Consider the following 23,522-nt stretch of genomic DNA (forward strand, 5'->3'; position numbering starts at 1 on the left):
GGACCAACAAATACTTTTCCAACTCTGCAGCGTGGGCATTTTGAATGACTAAAGGCATGCCATTGAGAAATATGGGGTACTGCGCTTGTGTTTTTATTGTTTTCCATTTTGTTGTGTATTATGTTTTCTGAATTTTTCTGGGGTTGTTTCTTCATACTTTTTGAAGAATTTAATAAAATAGGATTGATCGCTAAAGTTTAAATGTTCAGCGATCTCAGCGACGCTAAGGTCGAGATTGATCAATAAACGTTTGGCTTCTAAAATTACCCTTTCCCTGATGATCTCTCCTGAGGATTTACCCAGCAAATCATTGCAAAGTGCATTGAGGTGATTTGGTGTAATATACAGCAGTTCTGCATATTGTTTTGGGAATTTTAATTGGGCGTAATTAACTTCGATAAGACCTTGAAAATTCTTTAACAGGGTATGGCTGTAAGAATTCAAATGTATTTCTCCAGATCGTTGTTTTGTTCTGGCTGTATAAATAAACAACTGCAGAAGTAAAGTTCTGACCAGATCATCTTCAAAAGATCTGCTGGAAATCCCTTCTTTTAAAATCTCTTCGAACAGGTAAACTAATTTCGCACCTGTTTCGTTTTCAACTTCTATAACCTGTTGTTCCGGTATTCCACTGAAAAATTCAAAGTTGTCGAGATAACCTGAATTGATTAAAAGCGAACCAAAATAATCTTTTGAAAAATTTATAATATAACCGTCCGGTTCTGTTTCAAAGTCCCAGCTGTGCACCTGGCCAGGAATCATAAAATAAATGAGTTGAGGTTTTACATCAAATTTTTTAAAATCAATATGTTGCTTACCCGTGCCCTTTGTAAAATAGACCAAATGATAAAAGGAATGCTTGTGTGCCGAGTGCAGGTGCTGATGGTTTTTAGAATAGTAACCAAATCTGCCCACAAATATCCCTTTGTTTTTATACTCCTCAAAGGTGCTGATGTCGTAAACAGGGATATTCGATTTCATACATCAAAGGTAGCCAATAAGAAGGGACTGTAAAAGGTAATAAATGAAGTTTAAATAGTACTTTTTACTGATCGGATTGCTTTTATGATAAGTTTTCGGCATTAAAACTGCGTAATATTAATCTTAAGATTGTATTTTTCATTAATATATAATTTGATTTTAATGGTTATGAAGCTATCATGTGCTACCGAATTCTATTCATTTCGGTTTGTGTAGTAATGCACATGATGGTTTTATCGGTATGTAGTCAATGGAGCGATCATATCTGTTGCGCAAATTCCGTTTCCGATAGAAACAGAATGTTTGGAATTGATCTTTGTCTGTACTGCCTTAATATTTTGTACATTGATAACTATATCAGACCTTTGAGATTATGGAACACCAGGAGAAACATCTTAAAAGTTCTGACTTTATAACAGACATCGTAATTGGTATAAGTGACGGACTTACTGTACCATTTGCGCTGGCGGCAGGCTTGAGTAGTGCGGTGAGTAGTAATAGCATCATCACTACAGCTGGTATTGCAGAGATTATAGCTGGTAGTATTGCAATGGGACTTGGCGGCTATCTTGCCGGGAAAACAGAGTCGGAGCATTATCAATCTGAACTCTCCAGAGAATATGCAGAAGTAGAGCGAATCCCTGAAGAAGAAAAACAGGAAATAAAGGAGATTTTTTCCGCCTATGGTTTTTCTGAGGAAGCACAGAATCTGCTCGCCGATGAACTTTCGAAGGACAAGGATAAATGGGTGCAGTTTATGATGAAGTATGAGCTGGGACTGGAGGAACCTAATCCGAACCGGGCCAGAAATAGCGCGGCGACTATAGGACTGTCGTATGCTTTAGGTGGATTGATTCCATTACTTCCCTATTTTTTTACCTCGACGCCTCTCGAAGGTTTAAAGTATTCATCGGTTTTAGGTCTTGTAAGCTTATTCCTGTTTGGTTTTTTTAAAAGTAAAGTAACCGGACAACCTCTTTTTAAAGGAGCTTTAAAAGTGATGATCATTGGAGCCCTGGCTGCCAGCGCAGCTTTTGGGGTTGCAAAATTATTTAGTTCCTAGGAAGAACTTCATACTTGTTTTTTTATTTAACATTGCAGGCACAAGTCTGGACTGTAAATTATGCTGGAGGAAAATAAAGTTAACCATTACCTGGATTTTTTTGATCTGGCTCCCGAAGAGCTGATGTCATTATTTAGTCTTGCCAAAGAGAAGGTACTTAAAGAGGGGGAGATATATGTGAAGGAGGGGAGCACCACTGGTAAATTGGCCTATATCAAGAGTGGTCTGATCCGTTGTTTTCTTTTAAAGGAGAATGGGGAGGAAACCACCGTCTTACTGCGTTGGGAAGACCAGTTTTTTACAGCATATGATACTGTTCTTTTTAACCAGGCTTCCCGGTTTACCTATCAGGCCATGGAGCCTACTGTTTTGCTCGAAGCCGATTACCAGGTATTTATGGAGTTTTTAAACAAGAATTCCAAGTTTAGTAAGGCGAAAGATTATTTTCTGATCTCTATGCTCGCCGAAATGATGGAACGAGTAGAGTCATTTGTGCTGCTCAATCCGGAGGAACGGTATCTGCGCTTGCTGAAAGATAAACCTAATATTGTACAGCGCTGTCCAGACAAATATATTGCCACCTTGCTCGGAATTACCCCGGTATCTTTAAGCAGAATCAGAAAAAGGCTTGCGAATTCGCCAATTGCAGTGTCGAAAAAAATGAAATAAAATTTAAAGGCCCGACATTAATTAACTTTTGTTAATTCAGCCTGGCCTCTTGATGGACTAATTTTGAGTGTTTAAAAAGAAACACTATGGAACAGTTTATCGAAATATCAGCCAAATTATTTGCCATCTCGGCAGTTCGTTATTTTGTCCTCGCGGGCATACCATTTTTCCTTTTTTATAAATTGCTGCATTCAAAGTTCAGTAAGTCAAAGATTCAGAGCAGGCTGGCCTCGAAAAAGGATTTTATAAGGGAGGTATTCTATTCAATGCTCAGTACGGCCATTATGTCGGTGATCGCTTTTGCCGTATTGTTTACTCCCCTTAAAGTATATACATTGATATATACGGATATAAATACATTTGGTCTGTGGTATATCGGCTTGAGTGTATTTCTTGCGCTGGTTGTGCATGATACCTATTTTTATTGGATGCACCGGTTGCTCCATCACCCCAAGATATTCAGGTACACCCACCTTGTTCATCACAAATCGGTAAACCCTTCGCCTTGGGCATCCTATTCCTTTCACTTTTTTGAAGCCATTACCGAGGGACTTGTACTCGTCGTGATTGTTATGGTATTGCCCATGCATCCAATATCTATTACGTCATTTGTTGTAGTGGCATTTATGATCAATGTTTATGGACATTTGGGCTATGAGATCATGCCAAAATGGTTCAGGCATTCCTGGCTGTTCGAAATCAGCAATTCATCTGTTTATCATAACTTACATCACAGCAAGTTTAAAGGAAATTACGGTTTATATTTTCGTGTTTGGGACAGGATCATGAAAACGGAACATCCGGATTATGTGAAAGAATATGACCGTATACAAGCGCAGAGATTTGGAATTCAGGAAGAAAAAGAAAGAATCGCTGCTTAAGGCGATTCTTTCTTTTAATTATTTAGGTTTGACTTCTGCATATTCGTCTGCAAGGTCATTATATTTTCTTTCTATATCCCGTTTGAAGTCTTTGGCTTTGTCCATCCATTCAGGCGTTTTGTCTTTAAACTCATCAACGAGTGATCTGCCGGTTTCATCTTTTTTGGTGATGTATTTATAGGCGCCATAGATTGCTGCACCAATAATTGCTGTTCTGAAAAGTCCCATAGCTCTGTTTTTTCTTCTTTAACAAATGACAGTTACAAATTGTTCTGAACATTTTGCATTATTGCGATTTTTCTTGCATACGCTTGATCCGTCTTTTGACAAGCCATCCATACCATAGCTCTTTTAGTTTGACAACAAAAGGTTTTAGGAGGTATTCTCCTTCAAAGGTACCACTCGCCATAGCTTCGGGCAGAAGATTGTAAATAGAGATTCCAAGGAACGCCGCAATGGAGTATAAATGGCTAACTTTAACTTCTGTTTCGCCACGTTCTATTTTTGAATAAGCCGCTTGGGACATACCTATGGCATAGGCTACCGCATATTGAGAAATTTTCTTCATTTCCCTTTGCTCACGTATCTTTTCACCAATCATTTTAATCAATTTAGCTTATTACCTGCAAATTAATTATTTTTTTATTACAACCACAAGTTATACGATATAACTTGTGGTTGTTGTCTCATTATGAGTATGTTATGAGATTTGTCTCAATCTTGAATGTTCAAGAGAAACAAATCAAATTAAACTCAGAATGAAAGATTTAACTCAAGAAGAAATTATTGAAATTGAAGGTGGAAAAGAAAAGGAAAGAGATGGTATTGATAAATTGGCAGAGATGGTTGGTGGGGTAGTTGGGGGTATCGCTGGCGCCATAGCGGGATGGTTTTAATTTAATACTATTGAAATTATTTACCATCTCGATTTTAGGTGGTAAATAATTTCATTAACCAAAACAGGCCTGAATAGGACTGCCAGCACAAAGCCTATTAAAAGTCCTGTGAGGTGTATTTTATGATTTGTTAAAGATTTTTTTCGATAGATTGCTGTTAATATTGCGAATATAATTAAAAGCGCAAAGGCAAAATCGTAGCCATAATATAGTGGCATAAATTTATGTGGTCTGCTGACATGGTCTATGGGGAAATATAGAGCTACAAATCCAGCAAATGCAGTTACCGCACCGGATGCACCTACACTAGTAAAATTAAGGTTATAACGTTGAGCCCATCCAACAATGAGATTACTTGCAATAACAGAAAATAGAAGTACAAACAAACAGATCAACTTGATTTCAATCTGATTATAATTTTTTTCCAGGATGTAGTACTCCATGTCTTTAGACATGAAATAGTAGAAATAAATGTTAATGATTAAGTGTTTCCAATTCTTATGCAGAAATACCGAGGTAAATAAAGTATGAATCCGATTTCCTCTAAAAACTTCGAAAGGATGATAAACCAGTTTATTATATAGCGGTTTATAATAAAATCCTACAATACTTAGCAAAATAATTAAGCCTGAAAACACATAGGTTAAAGGCATTTCTATAAATGGTGGAAACATCAGGATAAAAGTAATAAACTTCTGCTTTGATATCTGCTCATTTTTTTGTTTCTATTATTTTTAAATACAACCACAGGTTGTTGCGGTTCTGCCTCAACCAAAAGAACTTTACGATATCGCAGAACTGTTATTAATGCGGTTTATTATTAAACATGAATAAATACAATATATAAAGTGTTTGACCGGCATGCTCTCGAACCCTCCCTTCCTAACCGTACACGAAAGTGTACGGGGGAGAGGTGCTTTGCAGAGCGTATCTTTAATTAAATGGTTTAAATATGAGAGTTTTAGAAGGTAGCGAGATTTTGATTATGTTTTCCACAGGAGAGTACAGTTTATTGCATTCCAGGTTGAAGGGGGTAAGCATTTCTAAAAAGGAGGAACAAGTTACAATAGATTTATTCATTGATCTTTTGTATTCTAAGTATGAGCAGCAGATGAGCTTGAAATTCATTGATGTGTCAGATTATTCTTTGAACGAGGATAACTGGACAAATTTTCCATCGATAGAAAAGTATAAATTTTATAAAAACTATAATGGATTCTATATCAGCCTGAATCCAGAAGTAACTTTTGCCGGTTCCGTTGCTACAGATCAGGAATACATCCGGAGTAAAAATGTCAAAGCAACTTTAATGAAGTAACTACATCCTTTTGCATAAGGATTGCTGGACCTTTTCTAAATAAAAAAAACCGCTGTTCATTTGAATCAGCGGTTTTGTTTCACATCGGTAAATGTAGAGAACATCAACTATAAATGGTACGCACCAAATAACTTAATAAGGTCCATTGGAGATTTTAAATGCCTGATAAAAACAAAGCATGAACAGGGCCAGAGCGACTAACTTCAGAACAATAAGAAGGTAATGGGTTTTATCTGATTTATTCATTCTTATAAATTGCATATTTATTCTATTTTGGGGTTAATTAAAATCAATTTTTAAATACGATCTGATGTTTGTTATGGAAATCAGTTCTATTTTATTTAAACTTGTGCCAAAGTTACATTCGGAGACGATGTCCATCAACTGAGAAAATACACAGGCAGTTTGATTTGCTTTTCCGATGAATGCAGTTATAGGCCTATCCTGAGAAATGAGGTCTATTTAAATTAAGATACCATGAACTCGAAAAAGAATTTTGGGGAATATTCCAAAAATTTTATATCTGATGTCCCTGCTGACCAGGAAAGTGATGAAGCACAATACTTCAATCAAACCATTCCGAGGTTCCCTGAAGAAGCAATTTATATTTACTCCTTTAAGCTGAATAAAATGGTATATGCCAGCGGCTGGGAAGAGGTGGTTGGCTACAAAGATGATGAAATTAATATGCTGGCTATCGTAAATATGTCGGCACCTGAATTTGCACCTTTTTCTCATGATCTGAATGATAAAGCTTTAAAGTTCATCCATAATAAAACAAAAGACCTGGAAAAATACAGTTTTACCATTGAACTCAAAAAGATACATAAAAATGGCACACTGGTGCCAATTGTAGCGAGGGTGGGGGTATATAGCTCTGAAAATGGTAAAGTTACGGCAATCATTGGCAGGTTTCAGATCAATAGAAATTTGATTTTTGGAAAAGTAATGCGTTACGCTGCCTTTGGACCGGAAAAGGAAAAATTTGAGGAAGAGCTTAATAAAATTCTTTTTTCTCATCTGGCCATTTCCGATAAAGAAAAAGAAGCACTTGCTCTGGTGGCCAAAGGATACTCGTTCAAGGAAATTGCCCATGAGTTGAATGTATCACATTCTGCAATTGAAAAGAGGATAATTCCGCTGTACAAGCGTTTTAATGTGAAAAGCTTGACTCATCTGGTTAGCTTTTCTTATGACAATTCGATCCTGCCTTAGGCGGCAGGATCAAGGTTTATCGTAATGATATTTGACCGTTCAATGCCGATTTGCTGTAATAAATCCTGCCATTTCTCTTCCAGTAATGTAGTTGGATCATCGCTACCCATTACCCAAATAATATTTTTGTCCTTAATGTGTTTAATATTGTCTGGTCCGCAATCTACATTGTTTAGTAATTCATAAAACAACTGGGTACTGATAATATCTCCCTTTACTGGTCTTCCTGGGTTGATATCGTCGATGACCAGCAAATTGCAATTGCGCCAGTTCCATAAATTATTCATGTTTTCGATTTGATTTTCTGTTCTTTCAAAGAACATACTTAATAGTTTGACTGCTGTAACATAACTGCAACATCCACTTCGGATCGAGGCTTCTGTTGCAATTCCAACGGATAAAGTGGTTTTACCACTTCCTTTTGAACCAAAAATCAGCATATGTTTACCCTGATCCCTGTTGTCCAGAAATTCAATGACAGCCTGTTTGTGCTCATCTTTTATTTTCCGGCTCCACTGGCTCAACCGCAATTGAAATGGATACTCTGCATTTTGGATATACATTTTTGTTGTATACCAGTAGTAAGCAGGATAAGCCACCAATACCACAAGCAGCAATGCTGCAAGTAGCATCTGGCCATGGTAATTACAAAATAAGCTTCCCGTTAAGGCCCCAATTCCGAAATAAGTTAAGTCTGTAACCGTATCAAAAGCAACATTAGACCAGGCAGGAGCAAAGGTGTAATTTATGTTTTTAAGTGAACTACGTCCGGAAGGAAGTTTGAGAAGCAAAGGGCCAAGAAAATTATACAGTTCAAAAAGTATCCAGGCACCCCAAACACCAAAGGCTGCCCACAATTCAGGATAGTGGAGTCCAGGCTTATTCTTAATAAAGGTAAATACTATAATGGTTGGAATAAAGCCGAGGGAAAAATGCCCAAATTGATTGGCTAGCCAGGAGTAAGTTAGCGTAACACCACGGTAAGAGTCTTTGCCTATTAAGTCTTTTTTAAGCTGATCTATTATAGCCTTTCTGGTAATAAAATTCATGAATTTTGATAGAAAATTTCTTAAAAATAGTAGTTTAAAAGCAAATTCATAAAATTATTTATTCTATTCATTTTGCCTTTCTCTAATTTTTATATTTGGTATAATTTCTCGTCGAATGTAATACTTTAAATGATTAAAGATTACTGAACCGAATTATCAAACTGAAGGTCTTTTCTCTTTTTTACGACACCAAAGTTATAGCTAAGGCCAAGGTAAACGATGCGCGAGTTATTCTTAGTGAGGATGTGCTGGGTTAAGAGCGGACTTTGCAGCTCGGCTTCCTGTCTAATGGAGCGAAATATATCTGACACCGTTATATAAACAGATGCTTTTTTATTCAAAATGTCTTGCCTTGCGCCACAATTCATAACAAAGCTGGGGAGGTATTTTCCCTGAGGAGTTAATCTAGCTGATTTATAGATGGAGTTGACCTGTAGCGAGGCTCTTTTCGTAATTGCATAGGTTGCATTTAGATTTGCAGACCATGTAATTGTCGATTTTTTTGAGCTGTAGCCAAGGTTAGAAGCATCGATGGTACTGTAAAATACATTTGGGGTAAAGCTAAAATTTAATTGATCACCTACAGCTCCTGATACCACGAGGTCGGCACCAAGGGCTTGGTCACTGGCCAGATTTTGCTGTCTGGTGACCAGTACTGAATCGTTCAGGGCTTCGGTAATTGCGGTAAAACGGTTGTATGTATAGCGGTAGTAGATTCCTGGAAGTACACTGATGCCGCCTTTTCGCCATTGGTAAGCCAGTTCTACAGAATGAATAATTTCAGGGAGCAAATAGGGATTGCCAACTTTTACATTTGTTGGGTCCTGATATTCGGGAAAAGGATTCAGGTCATCAGCTTCAGGTCTGCGGACCCTTCTGCTGTAATTAAGTTGTAACTCTTTGTTTTCTTCAAACTTGTAACCTAGATGAAGGCTTGGGTACAGCTTGAAATAGCTGTTAGGAATCGAAATTCCAGTTGTAAGGAGCCTGGATTCCAAGGCGGAATGTTCTCCTCTTAAACCCAGCATCAGGCTGATTTTTTTATAGACTGTAGAGAATGTGCTGTATAATGCCTGCACGTTTTCGTTATAGATAAAATGATTTGTCTTGGTTAGATCCGTAACAAACATTTGTTTATTCTGAGCAAAGGCTGCACCATAAAAATCCATATCCTGTTTGTTGAACTGGCCATCATAGCCAGCTTCAAATTTTCCTTCTTTGCCTACCGGAGTTTCATATCCCAGGTTAGCGTGCCGGTTGTCTGCGGTTTGTTTAATCAGGGTATTGTCCAGTTCGTCGGGAATTAATGGGAACCGGTAAGTGTTTGTATAGTGGTTGTCTTCTATTTCTGGTTTATGATCAAGATTAAGTTCCAGACGTAATTTTTGATCTGGTCTGTTAAAAAGATGTTCAAAATACGCCGCAGCACCGGAAGAGGATTCGCGTTCATAATTTTCTCTTTTTCTGTCGTAATCCTGATTTCCATTTGCAGCACTTTGTACTTTTTTGGTCACCAGATCGTGTTTGTGCATATTTCTCAAATAGTAGTTCAGAGAAACGCCAAAACTGTTTTTATCATCTAACGTATAATCAAAACCAAGTGTAGCCAGGTTAGAAAAAGGACGTGCGCGTGCAAGGGTATAATCGTGGTCGTCATTTACAGAGCCACTTATGGGGTCGGTTTGAATACGGTCGTTCAGGATGGTTCGCAGCCGGTCGTCTTGTTTCAGACTGTAACTCCCAAATATATTTAGTTTTCCTGTATTATAATTCAATGCAGTACCGGCATTGTATCGGTCCCTGTTTCCCGCATTTACCGTAACATTCCCATTGAGCCCTCTTTTTGTGTTTTTCTTCAATACAATATTGATGATTCCTCCAATGCCATCAGGCTTATATTTTGCTGAAGGATTGGTAATCACCTCAATTCTCTCAATACTATTTGCCGGCAATTGCTGAAGCGCTGCTGCTGCGTTACTTCCAGACATCAGCGGTGATACCTTGCCATTGATCAAAATCATAGCAGAGGAGTTCCTTAGACTGACATTACCATCAATATCCACTTGTACCAGTGGCACATTTTGAAGTACTTCGCTGGCTGAACCTGATTTGGCAGTGAGATCCATATCTACATGGTATACTTTTCTATCAATAGAATTGCTAAACAAAGCCTTTTTTGTACTAATTTCTACTTCATTTAACTGTTTGCCTGAACCGTTCATTTGTAAATTCAATTCTGCGGTAGAGTGGGTGGCATCCAGAACGAATATATTTGATTTTACATCGCGATAACCAATATAGGTACAAAGAATATAATAGCTGCCAGAAGGGATATTGGGTATAATAAATTTGCCTTTTTTATCGGTCACCTCGTGTGCAGTAACTTTATTGTCTTTTTGGTTCTTTAAAATAACATTAACAAACTCCAAAGGTTGTTTTGATGGAAGATCCGTGATACTTCCGGTAACTCTTGCATTGTTTTGGGCCTTGGCTAAATAGGGGAATAGGAGTATAGATAAAAGGAGATAGGTAAACAAAATTCGCATCAGCAGTTTTTTCTGCATAAATAAGATTGAATTCTGTAGTTATTTTGAAGATTGTTCAAATATTGTTTACCTTGAAGGTTTATACAGCACCTATTCGTCCATGTCTAAAAACTACTTTACCTTTCTTGCTACCTTAATTCTGTTTTTCAATTTCCCGCAACGGGGTCTTTCACAAGTAAAGGATTCTGTACTAATTGACAGTGTTTCTTTAAAAAATACAGTAAATCAGGTATCTGACAGGACAAGCTTTAAAAGCTTCATTCCGGGAATAGCTGCAACAGGGTATGGCCTGATTGCATTAACCGGCGGACCACTTAAAAACTTTGATCATTATATACAGGAGAAAAGAAATGAGCGCAGGCCAAATTTCAGTACCCATGCGGATGACTATCTAAGATATGTTCCATTTGTAGCTTTATATGGATTAGAGGCCCTGGGTGTTAAAGGCAAACATCGTATTGCGGATAAAACAGGTTTAATGCTTCTTTCCGGTGTACTGGTCATGGGATCGGTAAGTATTGTGAAAAAAGCGACTGATAAAGAACGGCCGGATCATTCAGATTTTGTTTCTTTCCCTTCAGGTCATGCTGCAATCGCGTTTGCGGGTGCTGAACTGATCAATCAGGAATATGGTGATCTCTCTCCGTGGTATAGTGTTGCGGGCTATACTGTTGCTTCGGCAACTGCTGTTTTAAGAGTATACAATAATGCACATTGGTTTAGCGATGTTGTAGCGGGCGCGGGTATAGGGATTTTATCAACGAAAGTTGCTTACCTGGTTTATCCGCCATTGAAACGATTACTTACGGGGCAAAAGAATCTCCGTCTTAGTGCAGCACCATTTTATCAAAATCATGCTGCAGGTCTGTCTATAGCTGGGAAATTTTAAATCCAATAGCCAACTACAGAATTTCTTCATAATTCGAATCTAGCTTAGAGTCGAATTTAAGCACCACTAGGGCGATGAAGATATTTAAATTACTATGGCTGTTTTGTATACCTGGTCTATGTTATGCACAGCAAAAAGATTCACTGGATACAGTCTCTGTTAAACAACATGCTCTGATCAATTCAGGGATTGATTATAAACCGAAAGTGACCTCTTTTATTATACCAGCAGTGTTCATAAGCTATGGATTGGTTTCTTTGACCAATTTTCAGCCGGTAAAACAATTGGACAAAAGTACGAAAGATGAGTTGCAGGAAGATCATCCGTTATTTGCGGCCCATGCGGATAATTACTTGCAGTTTGCACCGGCTGCAGCTGTATACGCCTTAAACCTTGCCGGCGTTAAAGGAAAACATAATTTAATTGACGCCACTGGTTTATATGTGTTATCTGAAGCGATCATGGGAGGGACTGTAACCAGTTTGAAGAAAATCACCCATCGTCAGCGGCCGGATGAGTCTGCATACGATTCTTTTCCCTCCGGTCATACCGCAAATGCCTTTGCTGCAGCAGAATTTCTAAATCAGGAATATAAAGATGTATCTCCCTGGATTGGTTATGCCGGGTATACCGTTGCTACGGCTACGGGCGTACTGAGACTCTATAATAACAGGCATTGGGTAAGTGATGTCGTAGCCGGAGCTGGGTTTGGAATACTCTCTACGAAAGTCGCTTATTATGTTTATCCTAAACTGAAAAGACTTATCTTAGGTAAAAATGCTTTAAGTTACAATGTGATGCCTTCTTATCAGCAACATAGTTTTGGATTGTCATTCAATGGAACATTTTAAAAAGACGCTTTTAATCCTCTTGTTTCCAATTTTGCTGGTCAGTATTGGAAAGGCACAGGTCCATCCGGCAGCGCAGGATTTAGAATTCTTTGTTGGCCAGGCGATCAAATTTAGTCCATTAGCTAAGGATTATAACAATCAATTGCTCATGAACAAAATTGATAGTATGCGTTTAAAAGCCGGATATCTTCCTCAATTGACAGCCAGCTCTACAGGTTTATATGCTCCGGTTATTAAAGGTTATGGTTATGACGAGGCCTTAACAAATTCTCATACCCTGGATGCTTTACTCACTATGAATTATGGTATTGTTGGGAATGGGATAAAGCAAAATCAACAAAAAGCAATTCGTTTGCAAGCGGATTCTATTCGTTATGCCAGCAAACTCTCAGAACTGGATCTTCGAAAAGCCATTACCGATCAATACATTACCGCTTACGCCAGTCAGTTGCAGGTGGAGTTTAATCTGGACATTGTTCGTTTATTGAAAACGGAAGAATCTTTACTCAAGGAATTGACCAGGGCTAATGCGTATAAGCAGACCGAATATCTGACATTTCTGGTTACTTATCAGCAACAACAATTGCAGTTGAAACAAGCAGAATTGCAATACAAAGTGGACTATGCCTCGTTGAATTATCTTTCTGGGATTAATGATACCTCCACAGTTGTTTTAAAAGAACCCGTTTTTAACCCTGTGAAACCTTTAGCACAGGAAGGCTTCTTTCTTAGACGGTTTGAAATTGATAGTCTAAAAACCGTTAATGACAGAAAGGCTGTAGACAATGCCTATAAACCCAAAGCGGGTGTATACGTAAATGGAGGATACAACTCGTCTTTTCTCTTACAGCCTTACCGGAATTTTGGAACAAGTGCTGGTTTTACGATTTCCATACCCATATACGATGGACATCAAAGAAAAATGCAACACAACAAACTTGATCTTCAGGCACAGACCAGTTCCTATTATAGAAACTATTTCCTTAATCAGCATAAACAACAATTAGATATGCTCCAGCAGCAAATCCGGGAAACAGATGCTATGTTTAAACAAATCGAAGCGCAAATTAAATTTACCAGAAGCCTCATAGAAGTTGACAGTAAACTCCTTCGGACCGGAGATGTGAAAATTGCAGATTTTGTGATTGCAATTAATAATTATATGAACTCACAAAATCTCTTGCGGCAAACTAATATAAACCGTTTAAAACTCATTAATCAGCTGAATTACTGGAACAGATAAAGCTTAAAATTATGATCATGAAGAACTTATTGCCACTGCTATTGTTTTCGGGGCTGTTTTTAACTGCCTGTAATCAAAATAAAGAAGCCGCTTCAGAACCTGCTGCCCCGGTTACACCGGTACAGGTAACTTATGTAGAAACCAATCCACTTTCAGATTTTATTGAATTGAATGCAGTAAGTTCTTATTTGCAAAAAAGTTATGTAAAAGCAAATATCAATGGGTATGTGCAATTTTCTGGTGCACAACTCGGTAAAGAGGTAAGTGGACATGAAAACTTGTTTACCTTAATTACCAAAGAAGCAAGAGCAATTGGAAATGCGGTAAATCAGTTAGATCCTGGTTTTAAATTTTCGGGAATTTCAAAAATACGTGCCGAGCAGCGTGGCTTTATAACGCAGGTAAATCATCAACAAGGAGATTATGTTCAGGATGGCGAAGCTTTGGCTGTGATCAGCAACCGGAATAGCCTCGTGTTTTTGCTGGATCTTCCATACGAATTACGTTCAGTTGTTGATCAAAACAAGAATATAGAACTTATTTTGCCTGATGGTGAAAAATTGAAAGGTACGTTAGGTGGGGCGATGCCCTCTGTGGATTCTGCTGCACAAACACAAAGAATTATGATCAGGGTAAATCCATCGCATACTATTCCTGAAGGTCTCATTGCTAAAGTAAGAATAACCAGGACAGCAAAATCAAATGCGCAGACGCTTCCAAAGTCAGCTGTTCTTGCTAATGAAACGGAAGATGAATTTTGGGTGATGAAACTTATTAACGATTCAACAGCAGTTAAGGTTCCCATTAAAAAAGGCATCGAGAGCGCTCAGTTCATTGAGATTATTGACCCTATATTTAATTCAAAAGACAGGATTATTACTACTGGGAACTATGGAATAGCAGATACGGCAAAAGTTAAAGTCGATAAGTAGTTATGAAGAACTTTTTTATATCCCACAAAAATCCTTTGCTGGTTGTGCTCATCCTTATCCTTGCGGGGGGGCTGTTCTCTTATACGCAATTGAAGACTTCTTTATTTCCTGAAATTACCTTTCCGAAAATCAAGATCATCGCAGATGCAGAACTCCAGCCGGTAGATAAAATGGTGGTTACAGTGACCCGGCCACTGGAAAATGCGGTTAAACAGATACCCGATCTTAAGCTGATCCGCAGTGTAACAAGCAGGGGAAGCTGTGAGATTTCTGCTTACATGAATGGCAGTGCGGATATAGATTTGAGTCAGCAGCGAATTGAATCACAGATTCAAAAAATCAGCAATAGTCTGCCTGCAGGCGTAAACATATCTGTAGAAAAGATGAATCCTTCTATATTGCCGGTAAGTGGTTATAGTCTGGAAAGTCATACAAAGTCCCCGATTGAATTGAAGCAGTTGGCCACTTACACCGTTAAACCCTTTCTTTCACAAGTCAGTGGTGTATCTGAGATTCGTGTTATCGGAGGAAAAACGAAGGAATACTGGCTTGAACTTGATCATCAAAAAATGGTTGCACTGGGTATCTCTCCAGACCAGATCAACAATGCTCTTTCTCAAACCAATTTTATAAAATCCAATGGTTATCTTTCAGATTATAACTATTTGTATCTTTCTATAACGGACGCAACAGTTAAAACAAAATCAGACCTCGAGAACTTAACCCTGACTAAAAATGGAAACCGGATTGTCAGAGTTAAGGATATCGCAAATGTAAATATTCAGGAAGGGGTGGAATACACCCGGATTAACGCCAATGGAAAAGATGGGATTTTAATTGCGGTCATTAAACAGCCCAATGCAAATCTGGTGGACTTGTCAGACCAGATGGATCAGAAAATCGGTCAGCTAAGGAAAATTCTTCCTTCCGGCGTATTTATTAAGCCTTATTATGTACAGGCCGACTTTGTAAACGAATCTGTTAAGAGTGTAAGGGATAGTTTACTGGTAGGTCTGGCGCTTGCCATTGTAGTGGCCATTATATTTCTGAGATCGTTAAAAGCGAGCTCAACCATTCTTATCACCATTCCTGTAACGCTTTGTCTAAGCATTATTGTTTTGTATTTTATTGGTTATTCCTTAAACATCATGACATTAGGCGCTATCGCTGCAGCAATAGGTTTGATCATAGATGATGCTATTGTTGTGGTCGAACAGATTCACCGGACTCATGAAGAACATCCGGAAGAACCAACAGTTACCTTGCTGAAGAAAGCGGTGGATTACTTGTTCCCGGCAATGCTCGGATCATCGGTAAGTACGATTGTTATTTTTATACCATTTGTTTTGATGACGGGCGTGGCCGGATCCTATTTCCAGGTCATGACCAATACGATGATCATTACACTTGTTTGCTCATTTTTTGTAACCTGGATTGGTTTACCGGTAATTTACCTGTTTCTAACGAAAAACAGTCAACTCAATACCGTAGGAAAGCCGGAAGAAGCCCACCAGGTAAAAAGTCAGAAATGGATAGGATATTTTATTCGCAGGCCATATATCAGTTTGGTCACGATTTTAGTGCTTGTGGCCTCCATTGTCTTGGTTTTCCCTCACCTGGAAACTGGATTTCTTCCTGAAATGGATGAAGGAAGTATTGTACTTGATTATAGTACTCCTCCGGGAACTTCGCTTACCGAAACAGACAGGACACTACGGGAGGTCGAGAAACAACTCGTTAAAATTCCAGAAGTACAGGCTTATTCCAGAAGAACAGGCACACAAATGGGATTTTTCATTACTGAACCTAATACCGGCGACTACCTGATCCAGTTAAAGAAGAACAGAAGTAAAACAACTGAAGAAGTTATTGCAGACATCAGGACAAAAATTGAGACCACTCAGCCTGCACTGAAAGTAGATTTTGGTCAGGTAATAGGTGATATGCTCGGGGATCTGATGAGTTCTACACAGCCCATAGAAGTTAAAATATTTGGCAACGATCAGGATAAACTTCAGGCCATAGCTAAGAAAGTTGCTGATGTTGTCCATCATGTAAGTGGTACAGCAGATGTATTTAACGGGATCGTATTGTCTGGGCCTACATTAAATATTCAGCCAGACTTCAGTATGCTTGCCCAGTATGGAGTTAGTCCGGCCAGTTTCCAGTTTCAGGTTCAAACCGCACTGCAAGGCAATATTATCGGGCAACTCTATGATAAACAGCAACTTTCTCCTATACGGATGATTTACCCTGGAAGCAGAAATTTCGGAACAGCAGATTTGGCGAAGTTAAAGATCTTTCTTCCCGGAGGTGCGGTGATTCCGATCCAAAATATGGCTAAAGTTGAATTGAAAACGGGCTCAGCAGAGATTGACCGGGAGAACCTCCAGTCCATAGGCGTAGTTACTGCCAGACTGGATAGCCGGGATTTGGGTAGCGTAATGAAAGATATTCAGTCGGAAGTGGGAGCTAAGCTTGCTTTGCCTTCAGGATACCATATTGAATATGGAGGGGCTTATGCCGATCAGCAGCAATCCTTTAAAGAACTGTTAACGATCTTAATTGCATCCAGTTTATTGGTCTTTAGCGTGATCTTATTCCTTTTTAAAGATTTCAGGGTTGCATTTATTATTCTTACGATTTCTGTTCTGGGCATTTCAGGGAGTTATCTCGCTTTGTTTTTAACACATACCCCTTTAAATGTAGGGAGCTATACCGGATTAATTATGATTGTTGGGATTATAGGCGAAAATGCAATCTTCACTTTCCTGCAGTTTAAAAAGTCTCTGCATGAAAAAGACATGGATGAAGCCATTACCTATGCAATTTCTACACGTTTGAGACCGAAGCTGATGACAGCTCTCGGAGCAATTATTGCCCTTTTTCCATTGGCATTGGGCATAGGAGCGGGAGCACAGCTTCATCAACCACTTGCCATAGCTGTAATTGGTGGCTTTTTAATTGCGCTCCCGCTGTTGTTGATTGTATTGCCTAGTCTGATCCGTAAATTTTACAAGCTCAGCGGCTAAAGCGGTAGATGTGTTTTTGATTTGAGATAGTTTTCGTTAAAGGGTGTTCTAACGAGATAGACGAATTTATCAGAATGTTTTGCGTCAAAAATGTCCAGGCCGTAATTGATCGTACTGTGATCCATTTCTTTATAGGTGCCGAAAATACGATCCCAAATGCTAAATACGTCGCCGTAATTGCAATCGGTATAAGGCATACTGTCGTGATGGTGTACATGGTGAAGATTGGGAGTGATCAATAGCCATCCAAGAACTTTATCTATTTTTCCGGGAAGCTGTAAGTGCGTATGGGCAATAATATTAGAAAAAGTCTGAACAGTTTGTCTTAATACCAGCAAACCCAGAGAGGCACCTGAAAGAAAAACCCACAGACCTAAGAAACATACCCTGATCAAAGTTTCTCCCGGATGTTCCCGGATGGTTGTAGAAACATCAAGTTGTGTATCTGTATGGTGTACCAGGTGGAATTTCCAGAGTCTGTTCACCTTATGCATGGTTACGTGATAAGCATATTCAAAAAAGTCAAGCAGGAAAAAGCCAATCACATACTTAACCCAATAACTTTCTGGATGGGGAAGTAAAAATAACAGGCCCCAGTGATGACTGATCACCCAGTCGGAAATGACCAGTACCCCAAGGGTGACGCCCAGTTGGATAGGGAGGGCTGTAAAAATGAAAAGAAAATTAACAGAAGAATGATTTAATTTCTTTTTCCACGGGTTTGCAGAAATGAATACCTCTGCAAACCATAAAATTGAAATTAAACCTGCAAACAGGCTCACCTGGATCAGTGTTAAATGCTCCTGAAAAATGGAGGCAATAGAATTAAAAAAGTTCATGTTTTGTTGATCTAACCGAAATAGTCGGTTAATATAAAGATATTTTCTTATTTCCCAATTTCGAGTACCCGAAATGTTTGGGGAACCCGTTGGGGGCGTTTTCCTGTAGCGGTGGCTGCTGAAAAATCTGCTGTTGGCATAAAGATATGATGGCTCTTGGGGTCTATAGCCAATGTTCGGGCACCTGGAGCCGTTTTAATGTTTTCAAGGACCTCAAACCGGGAAGCAGAGAATTCTTTAACTACAGTCATTGTTCCATCTCCGTTAGAACTGTAAGCCAGCTGATAGACTGGATCAAAGGCAACCCCGTCCGAACCATCACCTATGGGCAGCGTTGCAACTTCTTTTCCAGTTTTGGCGTTTAGTACCACCATTATTTTATTGCTGCAAACTGTAAATAAACGACTGTTCATTCTATCTATTGCAAGACCGCTTGGTTCTTCTCCTTTCGAAAGTTTATAATGGTGTTTAATTTTAAAGGTTTTGGCATCAAACGCAACGATTTCATTTTTGTTTTCCAGATTTACGAAAATAGTACCTTTTCCATCAGAAACACCTGCCTCAGGTTTTCCTCCTAAATCTATTGTGGCGATCACCTTATCGTTTACTGGATTTATAATGCTGGCATTTGCGCTGTGGCCATTAAATACAATAATGTTTTTAGAAAAATCATCATAGAATATGGCATCGGGGTTTTGTCCAACCGGAATTTGTTTGAGCACTTTATGATTATTCAAATCAATAACCGTGCAATTTGCGAGTTTCCCATTGCTGATGTAGCCCTTATCAAATGGAGTTGCAAATGCTATTCCATGCACTCCGGTTGTATTTGGAATAAAACCAGCAGAATCGCCTGTAAGCGCATTCAATATATTAACTTGTGTAGCATGAGAGACGTAAATACGCTGGTGTACAGGATCAATACTAATGTAGTCCCATCCACCGTCACTATTGATCTTGTGTTGTTTTAGCAGATGTAAGCCGGTTTTAGTTTGTGAATTGGCCAGAGCACATAAGCTCATTAGAAAGGCGGTTAATGCAGTTATCCTTTTCATGTAAATTGATTTTAACTTAAATAACCGAAATAAGTCTGTAGGAATTCTGTAGCTTCTTTGATATGCGAGGGACCTGCTAAAGGACTGAAAAACGAAAATATAGCCTCAATGATACAATAATAAGCATATTTGAAAGGAGAGGTTGTATGTTTTTTTGTTAAAAAGTATATATTTGGCAAATAAATTAAAAATCAAAACATGGAAAAATTCACAAAAGTTAAAGAACTGATCTCTTCAATTGAGGCTGATGTAGAGAAATTTTACAATGCAGGAAACGGCGCTGCAGGTACAAGAGTACGTAAAGCGATGCAAGATTTAAAGGTACTTGCTCAAGAGATCCGTACTGAAGTAACTGAGAAAAAAAACACTGCTAAATAATTTTAGTTTAGCTATATGAAAGAGGTGTCAGTTTATACTGACACCTCTTTTTGTTTGTGTCCCACCTAAATCCTGGGTGAATTAAAATGCCCTTTACTGAATGATCGCAGCGGCATAAGGCAGATCATAATCATGAAATTGAAATAACTGTATAATAAGGTCATATTATTTATCTTTGGCCGCAAATAAAGCGCGTTAAAATGACAATAGAAGAGAAGATCAAAGCATCAGAAACCAGAATCTTTAAAGCTGTATTTCCAAATACAACAAATCACTACGATACCCTTTTTGGCGGCACCGCCATGCATATGATGGATGAAGTAGCATTTATCACGGCTACCCGTTTCAGCCGCCAGATCATGGTAACAGTAAGTAGTGACAGAATTGATTTCAAGCAACCTATACCAGCCGGAACAATTGTGGAACTGATCGGAGTGGTCAGTCATATTGGAAATACCAGTTTAAAAGTGAAGGTTGATATTTACGTAGAACAGATGTATTCTGAACAGAGAGAGAAAGCGGTGACCGGAGAGTTCTCTTTTGTAGCCATCGATGAAAACAAGAAGCCAGTATCCATTATAAAATAGCAAAATGTTTATACAAAAAAGGGGAACAAACTCCGCGTTTGTTCCCCTTTTTTGTATGTATAATCTTAAATGCTTAGTTTTTTGCGAACATCAGAAGGTATGCCTGATTTATTTAACAGGAAAGCAGTGGTTTTATATTTAACAAAGTTTTTGGTTACATATAAATAGCCTTTATAATCGTTGGTTTCTCCCCATGAGTTTTTAACGATATAATATTCTTTTCCATTTTGATCTTTTGCGAGTCCAACAATGTGCATACCATGATCATCTGTAGTCTGGTAATTATTAAAAGCTTCCTGACGGTTTACTTCTGTAATTTCCATTTCCGGCTTAGGACCATCAAACATAGTTGCTTTTTCGTCTGCACTCATTTGCTCAAATGGTTTCTCGGGAACAAAAGCTACTCCGTTTTTGTAGGAAAATCCTTTTTCACTAACATCGGTAGCCCATGCCACAGTAAAACCTTTTTTTAATGCATTGTCGATAATGTCGGTGATCTCGTTCACTTTAACATTGTACACCTGATCAAATGACCAGTTATCTGGTACCAATAGGGTAAATTTGCTGTAATAAGGGTGATCATTAAAAGAAGACAATTCCACATAATCATCAGGATTAATTCCTACTACTTCTTTTGCGAAGCTTTGTGGTGTATACTTCTTTCCATTATAGTCAAAAGATTTAGGAACCTCTCCTAAGTAAGAATCAATTACAGCAGTATAGGCTTTTTCCCAGTTCGGGGTAAGGGTTTGATTAGGGTTTTTAACTACGGCAGCCAAAACACCATTCATAATTTCGCCCATTTCACCAAATTTATTTACAGTTGTACCATAATTCAAACCTGTATAAACAGATTGTGGTACTGCACCGTATTTTCTATACATATTGATTACATCGTGAAGCGCGCCACCATCACCCAGGGTTACTGCGCCATGCATACGCACATAATTCTTTCCTTTTTCCACATAGGCGTTTCTTGCGGAGAAGATTTGAGAAAGAGGAACAGGTGTTTTACCTGCTTTGATCATTTCTGATTCAAGGAAAGAATTTGTCGAATAGCTCCAGCAGGTACCAGACGATCCCTGATTTTTAACTGGTGTATTGGCTAGATTGATGACGTCTGTGAATTTAAAGCTTTCCTTACTTTTAGCACTTTGGTTGTTCTTTAAGGAATTTACCAGGTTATCCTGGGCATTAACAAAGTTTGCGCTACATAGCAATGCAGTTGCAAGAATCAGAGGTTTAAAATTGAATTTATTCATGTGTGTTAGTTAATATGCTTTTAAAGGCCAATCTATGAAAGGTTATACAAAGGTGCCAAATGTAATGAATATTTGCAATTCAGTTGCATTTATTAATTATCTTTGTTGTCATGTACATGCTCAACTAAGGTTAGCGGATAAGAGGCTAAATTTACAATGGATACTGAACCTGTACAAGACTATATTATCTTTTTTACATAAATATTTTTTAAATGGCAGGTGCTAAAGAGGTTACTTTACTTACAGGTTTTTTAGGAGCGGGAAAAACAACTTTGCTCAATGGCATCATTGCAGAGAAAACAGAGGTAAGGTTTGCGGTCATAGAAAATGAAATCGGAGCGGAAAATATAGATGCAGAGCTCATTGTGAATACAGCTTTACCTATTTCTGAATTACAAAATGGCTGCCTGTGCTGCTCTTTAAGCGAGGACATATTTGAAGTTTTAAACCAGCTTTGGGATCAGCGGGAATCCTGGGACCACTTGATTATTGAAGCAACTGGTATTGCTGACCCGGCAAACATTGCACATCCCTTTCTCACCAATTCCAATGTAAGGAAAGGGTTCCTACTGAAACGTGTTATTTGTGTAGTCGATGCAGAGCTTGTAGAAGACCAGCTCCGGGAAATTCCGGAGTCCATCTCTCAGATTGCTTTCAGCGATATCATTCTGATCAATAAAATAGAACAGGTGAGCCCGATGTATATCATTGGCCTTGAACAATTGTTAAGACGTCTGAATCCTTTTGCTGTTATTTTAAGCAAACCTCAAAGCGGATTTAACGTGAACACCCTCTTTACCTATGAGCGCTTTGATGGGGAACTTCAAGTGGCTGTAGAACCAACCGGTGCAAGCAAAAGATTTAGCCTGGTGCCGGGAAAGCCAGTAAAAGCCAGATCCGGCCTGCTGTTCAGCTCGCATATCCGGCATGACCATAGCGATATCGAAACCATTGTACTCAACTATAGAGAGCCATTTGACCTGAGCCATCTCCAGCACCGGGTTAATGTTTTCTTAATTCTTCAATCTGCTGGCGTTTACAGAATAAAAGGAATCTTAAATGTTAAAGGATACTCCGATAAAATGGTTTTGCAAACGGTAGGCAAGTCTGTTGCGGTGCATCCTGGAAAGACCTGGGAAACTGGAGAGATTAAGGAGAGTAAAATTGTTATTATTGGCAAAAATTTAAAGGTCGAAGCATTTGATAAAATGTTCAAAGCCAGTTTGATCTAACTTATTTCAAAATCCATGGGAGGGACAGGTTGATCAGGCAATGTGGGTCTTTGCAATTTTCAACATCAATTTTCACCTCGTCCCCATAAAGCTGGCTGTAATTTTCCCCGTATTTTTGCAGGTCAGATAGTATAGCATCTGTTGCATGAAGGCTATAATGCAAATGAACCAATAGAGATTGGGATTCTGTACGTATTTCAATCTTTAACCTTGCGGGAACCGGAGGTGGCGTCTTACAAAATACTTCCAAAATATTAATCAATGCGAGGGAAGCAATGTCTTTCTGTTCGGCAGAACCATTTACCAAAAGGTCAATATATAAGCGATTGCCTTCTTCTAAATGGATAAAATCAATAAAAGCATGTAAAGCAATCAGTTCTTCTGTGAGCGGGGAAAAATACTGGCGGCCGCGATAAAGACGATAACGCATCAAATCAGAAAATGTAAGGATGGACTCCGGTGTATTTTCCTGAAGTGCAGCGGCGGTATTTTTAAGCTGCTTTAACGACCTCATTAAAAAATCAGGGCTGATATTGGTTTTTAACAAGTCCAGCTTAACCTGTTCTATTTCTTTTTTCTCTTTTTCCAATTCTATCAGGGTATC

The 23,522-nt window shown here is 38.6% G+C and carries 24 protein-coding genes; 14 read left to right on the forward strand and 10 right to left on the reverse strand.

The features are described 5' to 3' along the window. Nucleotides 1-93: 93 nt before the first annotated feature. On the reverse strand, nucleotides 94-981 hold the full coding sequence (locus VNZ46_RS09030) for an AraC family transcriptional regulator (RefSeq protein ID WP_325559797.1): 888 nt from the start codon (nucleotides 979-981) through the stop codon (nucleotides 94-96). A 373-nt stretch (nucleotides 982-1,354) separates the two neighbouring features. Here VNZ46_RS09030 and VNZ46_RS09035 point away from each other — a divergent pair, with 373 nt between their 5' ends. The 3 genes from VNZ46_RS09035 (at nucleotide 1,355) to VNZ46_RS09045 (ending at nucleotide 3,594) form a co-directional block, all read left to right on the forward strand. Continuing rightward, nucleotides 1,355-2,044 carry a VIT1/CCC1 transporter family protein gene (locus tag VNZ46_RS09035; protein ID WP_325559799.1) on the forward strand — a complete coding sequence of 230 codons (690 nt, stop codon included), beginning with the start codon at nucleotides 1,355-1,357 and terminating at the stop codon, nucleotides 2,042-2,044. A gap of 60 nt (nucleotides 2,045-2,104) precedes the next feature. Then, nucleotides 2,105-2,713: a Crp/Fnr family transcriptional regulator gene (locus VNZ46_RS09040; protein WP_325559801.1), complete on the forward strand. Its 609-nt coding sequence runs from the start codon at nucleotides 2,105-2,107 to the stop codon at nucleotides 2,711-2,713. 86 nt (nucleotides 2,714-2,799) lie between these two features. Continuing rightward, complete coding sequence (locus VNZ46_RS09045) at nucleotides 2,800-3,594, forward strand: sterol desaturase family protein (RefSeq protein WP_325559803.1); 795 nt, start codon at nucleotides 2,800-2,802, stop codon at nucleotides 3,592-3,594. A gap of 18 nt (nucleotides 3,595-3,612) precedes the next feature. Here VNZ46_RS09045 and VNZ46_RS09050 read toward each other — a convergent pair whose 3' ends face one another. Next, nucleotides 3,613-3,822 carry a YtxH domain-containing protein gene (locus tag VNZ46_RS09050; protein WP_133779492.1) on the reverse strand — a complete coding sequence of 70 codons (210 nt, stop codon included), beginning with the start codon at nucleotides 3,820-3,822 and terminating at the stop codon, nucleotides 3,613-3,615. Nucleotides 3,823-3,880: 58 nt separating this feature from the next. Then, entirely contained in the window at nucleotides 3,881-4,195 is a 315-nt protein-coding gene (locus VNZ46_RS09055; protein WP_325559805.1) for a helix-turn-helix transcriptional regulator, read from the reverse strand. A 157-nt stretch (nucleotides 4,196-4,352) separates the two neighbouring features. Here VNZ46_RS09055 and VNZ46_RS09060 point away from each other — a divergent pair, with 157 nt between their 5' ends. After that, nucleotides 4,353-4,490 (forward strand): hypothetical protein, encoded by a 138-nt coding sequence (locus VNZ46_RS09060; protein WP_166644006.1) that lies wholly within the window; start codon nucleotides 4,353-4,355, stop codon nucleotides 4,488-4,490. 20 nt (nucleotides 4,491-4,510) lie between these two features. On the opposite strand, the gene VNZ46_RS09065 is transcribed toward VNZ46_RS09060, so the two are convergent. After that, nucleotides 4,511-5,164: a rhomboid family intramembrane serine protease gene (locus VNZ46_RS09065; RefSeq protein WP_325559807.1), complete on the reverse strand. Its 654-nt coding sequence runs from the start codon at nucleotides 5,162-5,164 to the stop codon at nucleotides 4,511-4,513. 278 nt (nucleotides 5,165-5,442) lie between these two features. On the opposite strand from VNZ46_RS09065, the gene VNZ46_RS09070 reads away from it, so the two are divergent. Further along, the gene (locus VNZ46_RS09070) at nucleotides 5,443-5,808 is read left to right on the forward strand and encodes a hypothetical protein (RefSeq protein ID WP_325559808.1); all 366 of its coding nucleotides are present in this window, start codon (nucleotides 5,443-5,445) and stop codon (nucleotides 5,806-5,808) included. 477 nt (nucleotides 5,809-6,285) lie between these two features. Beyond that, nucleotides 6,286-7,023 (forward strand): LuxR C-terminal-related transcriptional regulator, encoded by a 738-nt coding sequence (locus VNZ46_RS09075; RefSeq protein ID WP_325559809.1) that lies wholly within the window; start codon nucleotides 6,286-6,288, stop codon nucleotides 7,021-7,023. Here the strand turns inward: VNZ46_RS09075 and VNZ46_RS09080 are convergent. Together VNZ46_RS09080 and VNZ46_RS09085 are read right to left on the reverse strand one after the other, a co-directional pair. Continuing rightward, a complete protein-coding gene (locus tag VNZ46_RS09080; protein WP_325559810.1) occupies nucleotides 7,020-8,072 on the reverse strand; it encodes an ATP-binding protein in 1,053 nt (350 codons plus the stop codon). The genes VNZ46_RS09075 and VNZ46_RS09080 overlap by 4 nt on opposite strands. A 140-nt stretch (nucleotides 8,073-8,212) precedes the next feature. Then, nucleotides 8,213-10,636: a TonB-dependent receptor domain-containing protein gene (locus VNZ46_RS09085; RefSeq protein ID WP_325559811.1), complete on the reverse strand. Its 2,424-nt coding sequence runs from the start codon at nucleotides 10,634-10,636 to the stop codon at nucleotides 8,213-8,215. 82 nt (nucleotides 10,637-10,718) lie between these two features. On the opposite strand from VNZ46_RS09085, the gene VNZ46_RS09090 reads away from it, so the two are divergent. The 5 genes from VNZ46_RS09090 to VNZ46_RS09110 all read left to right on the forward strand — a co-directional run bounded on the left by VNZ46_RS09090 (nucleotide 10,719) and on the right by VNZ46_RS09110 (nucleotide 17,565). Continuing rightward, entirely contained in the window at nucleotides 10,719-11,507 is a 789-nt protein-coding gene (locus VNZ46_RS09090) for a phosphatase PAP2 family protein (RefSeq protein ID WP_325559812.1), read from the forward strand. A 74-nt stretch (nucleotides 11,508-11,581) separates the two neighbouring features. After that, complete coding sequence (locus VNZ46_RS09095) at nucleotides 11,582-12,358, forward strand: phosphatase PAP2 family protein (protein WP_325559813.1); 777 nt, start codon at nucleotides 11,582-11,584, stop codon at nucleotides 12,356-12,358. After that, nucleotides 12,345-13,601, forward strand: coding sequence for a TolC family protein (locus VNZ46_RS09100; protein ID WP_325559814.1), 1,257 nt, complete (start codon nucleotides 12,345-12,347; stop codon nucleotides 13,599-13,601). The genes VNZ46_RS09095 and VNZ46_RS09100 overlap by 14 nt, the downstream gene beginning before the upstream one ends. 17 nt (nucleotides 13,602-13,618) lie before the next feature. Beyond that, nucleotides 13,619-14,533: an efflux RND transporter periplasmic adaptor subunit gene (locus tag VNZ46_RS09105; RefSeq protein WP_325559815.1), complete on the forward strand. Its 915-nt coding sequence runs from the start codon at nucleotides 13,619-13,621 to the stop codon at nucleotides 14,531-14,533. A 2-nt stretch (nucleotides 14,534-14,535) separates the two neighbouring features. After that, a complete protein-coding gene (locus VNZ46_RS09110; RefSeq protein ID WP_325559816.1) occupies nucleotides 14,536-17,565 on the forward strand; it encodes an efflux RND transporter permease subunit in 3,030 nt (1,009 codons plus the stop codon). Here VNZ46_RS09110 and VNZ46_RS09115 read toward each other — a convergent pair. Both VNZ46_RS09115 and VNZ46_RS09120 read right to left on the reverse strand, forming a co-directional pair. After that, nucleotides 17,562-18,404 (reverse strand): sterol desaturase family protein, encoded by an 843-nt coding sequence (locus tag VNZ46_RS09115; RefSeq protein ID WP_325559817.1) that lies wholly within the window; start codon nucleotides 18,402-18,404, stop codon nucleotides 17,562-17,564. The genes VNZ46_RS09110 and VNZ46_RS09115 overlap by 4 nt on opposite strands. A gap of 47 nt (nucleotides 18,405-18,451) precedes the next feature. Next, nucleotides 18,452-19,459 carry a hypothetical protein gene (locus VNZ46_RS09120; RefSeq protein WP_325559818.1) on the reverse strand — a complete coding sequence of 336 codons (1,008 nt, stop codon included), beginning with the start codon at nucleotides 19,457-19,459 and terminating at the stop codon, nucleotides 18,452-18,454. Between the two features lie 198 nt (nucleotides 19,460-19,657). Here VNZ46_RS09120 and VNZ46_RS09125 point away from each other — a divergent pair, with 198 nt between their 5' ends. Together VNZ46_RS09125 and VNZ46_RS09130 are read left to right on the forward strand one after the other, a co-directional pair. Next, a complete protein-coding gene (locus tag VNZ46_RS09125) occupies nucleotides 19,658-19,837 on the forward strand; it encodes a histone H1 (RefSeq protein ID WP_316836187.1) in 180 nt (59 codons plus the stop codon). A 200-nt stretch (nucleotides 19,838-20,037) separates the two neighbouring features. Then, nucleotides 20,038-20,424 carry an acyl-CoA thioesterase gene (locus VNZ46_RS09130; RefSeq protein ID WP_133779477.1) on the forward strand — a complete coding sequence of 129 codons (387 nt, stop codon included), beginning with the start codon at nucleotides 20,038-20,040 and terminating at the stop codon, nucleotides 20,422-20,424. 65 nt (nucleotides 20,425-20,489) lie between these two features. Here VNZ46_RS09130 and VNZ46_RS09135 read toward each other — a convergent pair whose 3' ends face one another. After that, a complete protein-coding gene (locus tag VNZ46_RS09135) occupies nucleotides 20,490-21,686 on the reverse strand; it encodes an aminopeptidase C (RefSeq protein ID WP_325559819.1) in 1,197 nt (398 codons plus the stop codon). 212 nt (nucleotides 21,687-21,898) lie between these two features. Here VNZ46_RS09135 and VNZ46_RS09140 point away from each other — a divergent pair, with 212 nt between their 5' ends. After that, nucleotides 21,899-22,918, forward strand: a complete 1,020-nt coding sequence (locus VNZ46_RS09140) for a GTP-binding protein (protein ID WP_325559820.1) — start codon at nucleotides 21,899-21,901, stop codon at nucleotides 22,916-22,918. Between the two features lies 1 nt (nucleotide 22,919). Here the strand turns inward: VNZ46_RS09140 and VNZ46_RS09145 are convergent. Then, on the reverse strand, nucleotides 22,920-23,522 hold a 603-nt coding region (locus tag VNZ46_RS09145; protein WP_325559821.1), incomplete at its 5' end, for a histidine kinase.

The sequence above is a fragment of the Pedobacter sp. genome (assembly GCF_035566355.1).
Taxonomy (GTDB): Bacteria; Bacteroidota; Bacteroidia; order Sphingobacteriales; family Sphingobacteriaceae; genus Pedobacter.

Excerpts from the sequence above, each read along its gene's own strand:
- VNZ46_RS09060 (WP_166644006.1), top strand. The coding sequence starts at position 4,353 with ATGAAAGATTTAACTCAAGAAGAAATTATTGAAATTGAAGGTGGAAAA.
- VNZ46_RS09075 (WP_325559809.1), top strand. The coding sequence starts at position 6,286 with ATGAACTCGAAAAAGAATTTTGGGGAATATTCCAAAAATTTTATATCT.
- VNZ46_RS09120 (WP_325559818.1), bottom strand. The coding sequence starts at position 19,459 with ATGAAAAGGATAACTGCATTAACCGCCTTTCTAATGAGCTTATGTGCT.
- VNZ46_RS09070 (WP_325559808.1), top strand. The coding sequence starts at position 5,443 with ATGAGAGTTTTAGAAGGTAGCGAGATTTTGATTATGTTTTCCACAGGA.
- VNZ46_RS09115 (WP_325559817.1), bottom strand. The coding sequence starts at position 18,404 with ATGAACTTTTTTAATTCTATTGCCTCCATTTTTCAGGAGCATTTAACA.
- VNZ46_RS09045 (WP_325559803.1), top strand. The coding sequence starts at position 2,800 with ATGGAACAGTTTATCGAAATATCAGCCAAATTATTTGCCATCTCGGCA.
- VNZ46_RS09050 (WP_133779492.1), bottom strand. The coding sequence starts at position 3,822 with ATGGGACTTTTCAGAACAGCAATTATTGGTGCAGCAATCTATGGCGCC.
- VNZ46_RS09105 (WP_325559815.1), top strand. The coding sequence starts at position 13,619 with ATGAAGAACTTATTGCCACTGCTATTGTTTTCGGGGCTGTTTTTAACT.
- VNZ46_RS09110 (WP_325559816.1), top strand. The coding sequence starts at position 14,536 with ATGAAGAACTTTTTTATATCCCACAAAAATCCTTTGCTGGTTGTGCTC.
- VNZ46_RS09085 (WP_325559811.1), bottom strand. The coding sequence starts at position 10,636 with ATGCAGAAAAAACTGCTGATGCGAATTTTGTTTACCTATCTCCTTTTA.
- VNZ46_RS09040 (WP_325559801.1), top strand. The coding sequence starts at position 2,105 with ATGCTGGAGGAAAATAAAGTTAACCATTACCTGGATTTTTTTGATCTG.
- VNZ46_RS09130 (WP_133779477.1), top strand. The coding sequence starts at position 20,038 with ATGACAATAGAAGAGAAGATCAAAGCATCAGAAACCAGAATCTTTAAA.
- VNZ46_RS09125 (WP_316836187.1), top strand. The coding sequence starts at position 19,658 with ATGGAAAAATTCACAAAAGTTAAAGAACTGATCTCTTCAATTGAGGCT.
- VNZ46_RS09055 (WP_325559805.1), bottom strand. The coding sequence starts at position 4,195 with ATGATTGGTGAAAAGATACGTGAGCAAAGGGAAATGAAGAAAATTTCT.
- VNZ46_RS09035 (WP_325559799.1), top strand. The coding sequence starts at position 1,355 with ATGGAACACCAGGAGAAACATCTTAAAAGTTCTGACTTTATAACAGAC.
- VNZ46_RS09090 (WP_325559812.1), top strand. The coding sequence starts at position 10,719 with ATGTCTAAAAACTACTTTACCTTTCTTGCTACCTTAATTCTGTTTTTC.
- VNZ46_RS09030 (WP_325559797.1), bottom strand. The coding sequence starts at position 981 with ATGAAATCGAATATCCCTGTTTACGACATCAGCACCTTTGAGGAGTAT.
- VNZ46_RS09135 (WP_325559819.1), bottom strand. The coding sequence starts at position 21,686 with ATGAATAAATTCAATTTTAAACCTCTGATTCTTGCAACTGCATTGCTA.
- VNZ46_RS09100 (WP_325559814.1), top strand. The coding sequence starts at position 12,345 with ATGGAACATTTTAAAAAGACGCTTTTAATCCTCTTGTTTCCAATTTTG.
- VNZ46_RS09080 (WP_325559810.1), bottom strand. The coding sequence starts at position 8,072 with ATGAATTTTATTACCAGAAAGGCTATAATAGATCAGCTTAAAAAAGAC.
- VNZ46_RS09140 (WP_325559820.1), top strand. The coding sequence starts at position 21,899 with ATGGCAGGTGCTAAAGAGGTTACTTTACTTACAGGTTTTTTAGGAGCG.
- VNZ46_RS09065 (WP_325559807.1), bottom strand. The coding sequence starts at position 5,164 with ATGTTTCCACCATTTATAGAAATGCCTTTAACCTATGTGTTTTCAGGC.
- VNZ46_RS09095 (WP_325559813.1), top strand. The coding sequence starts at position 11,582 with ATGAAGATATTTAAATTACTATGGCTGTTTTGTATACCTGGTCTATGT.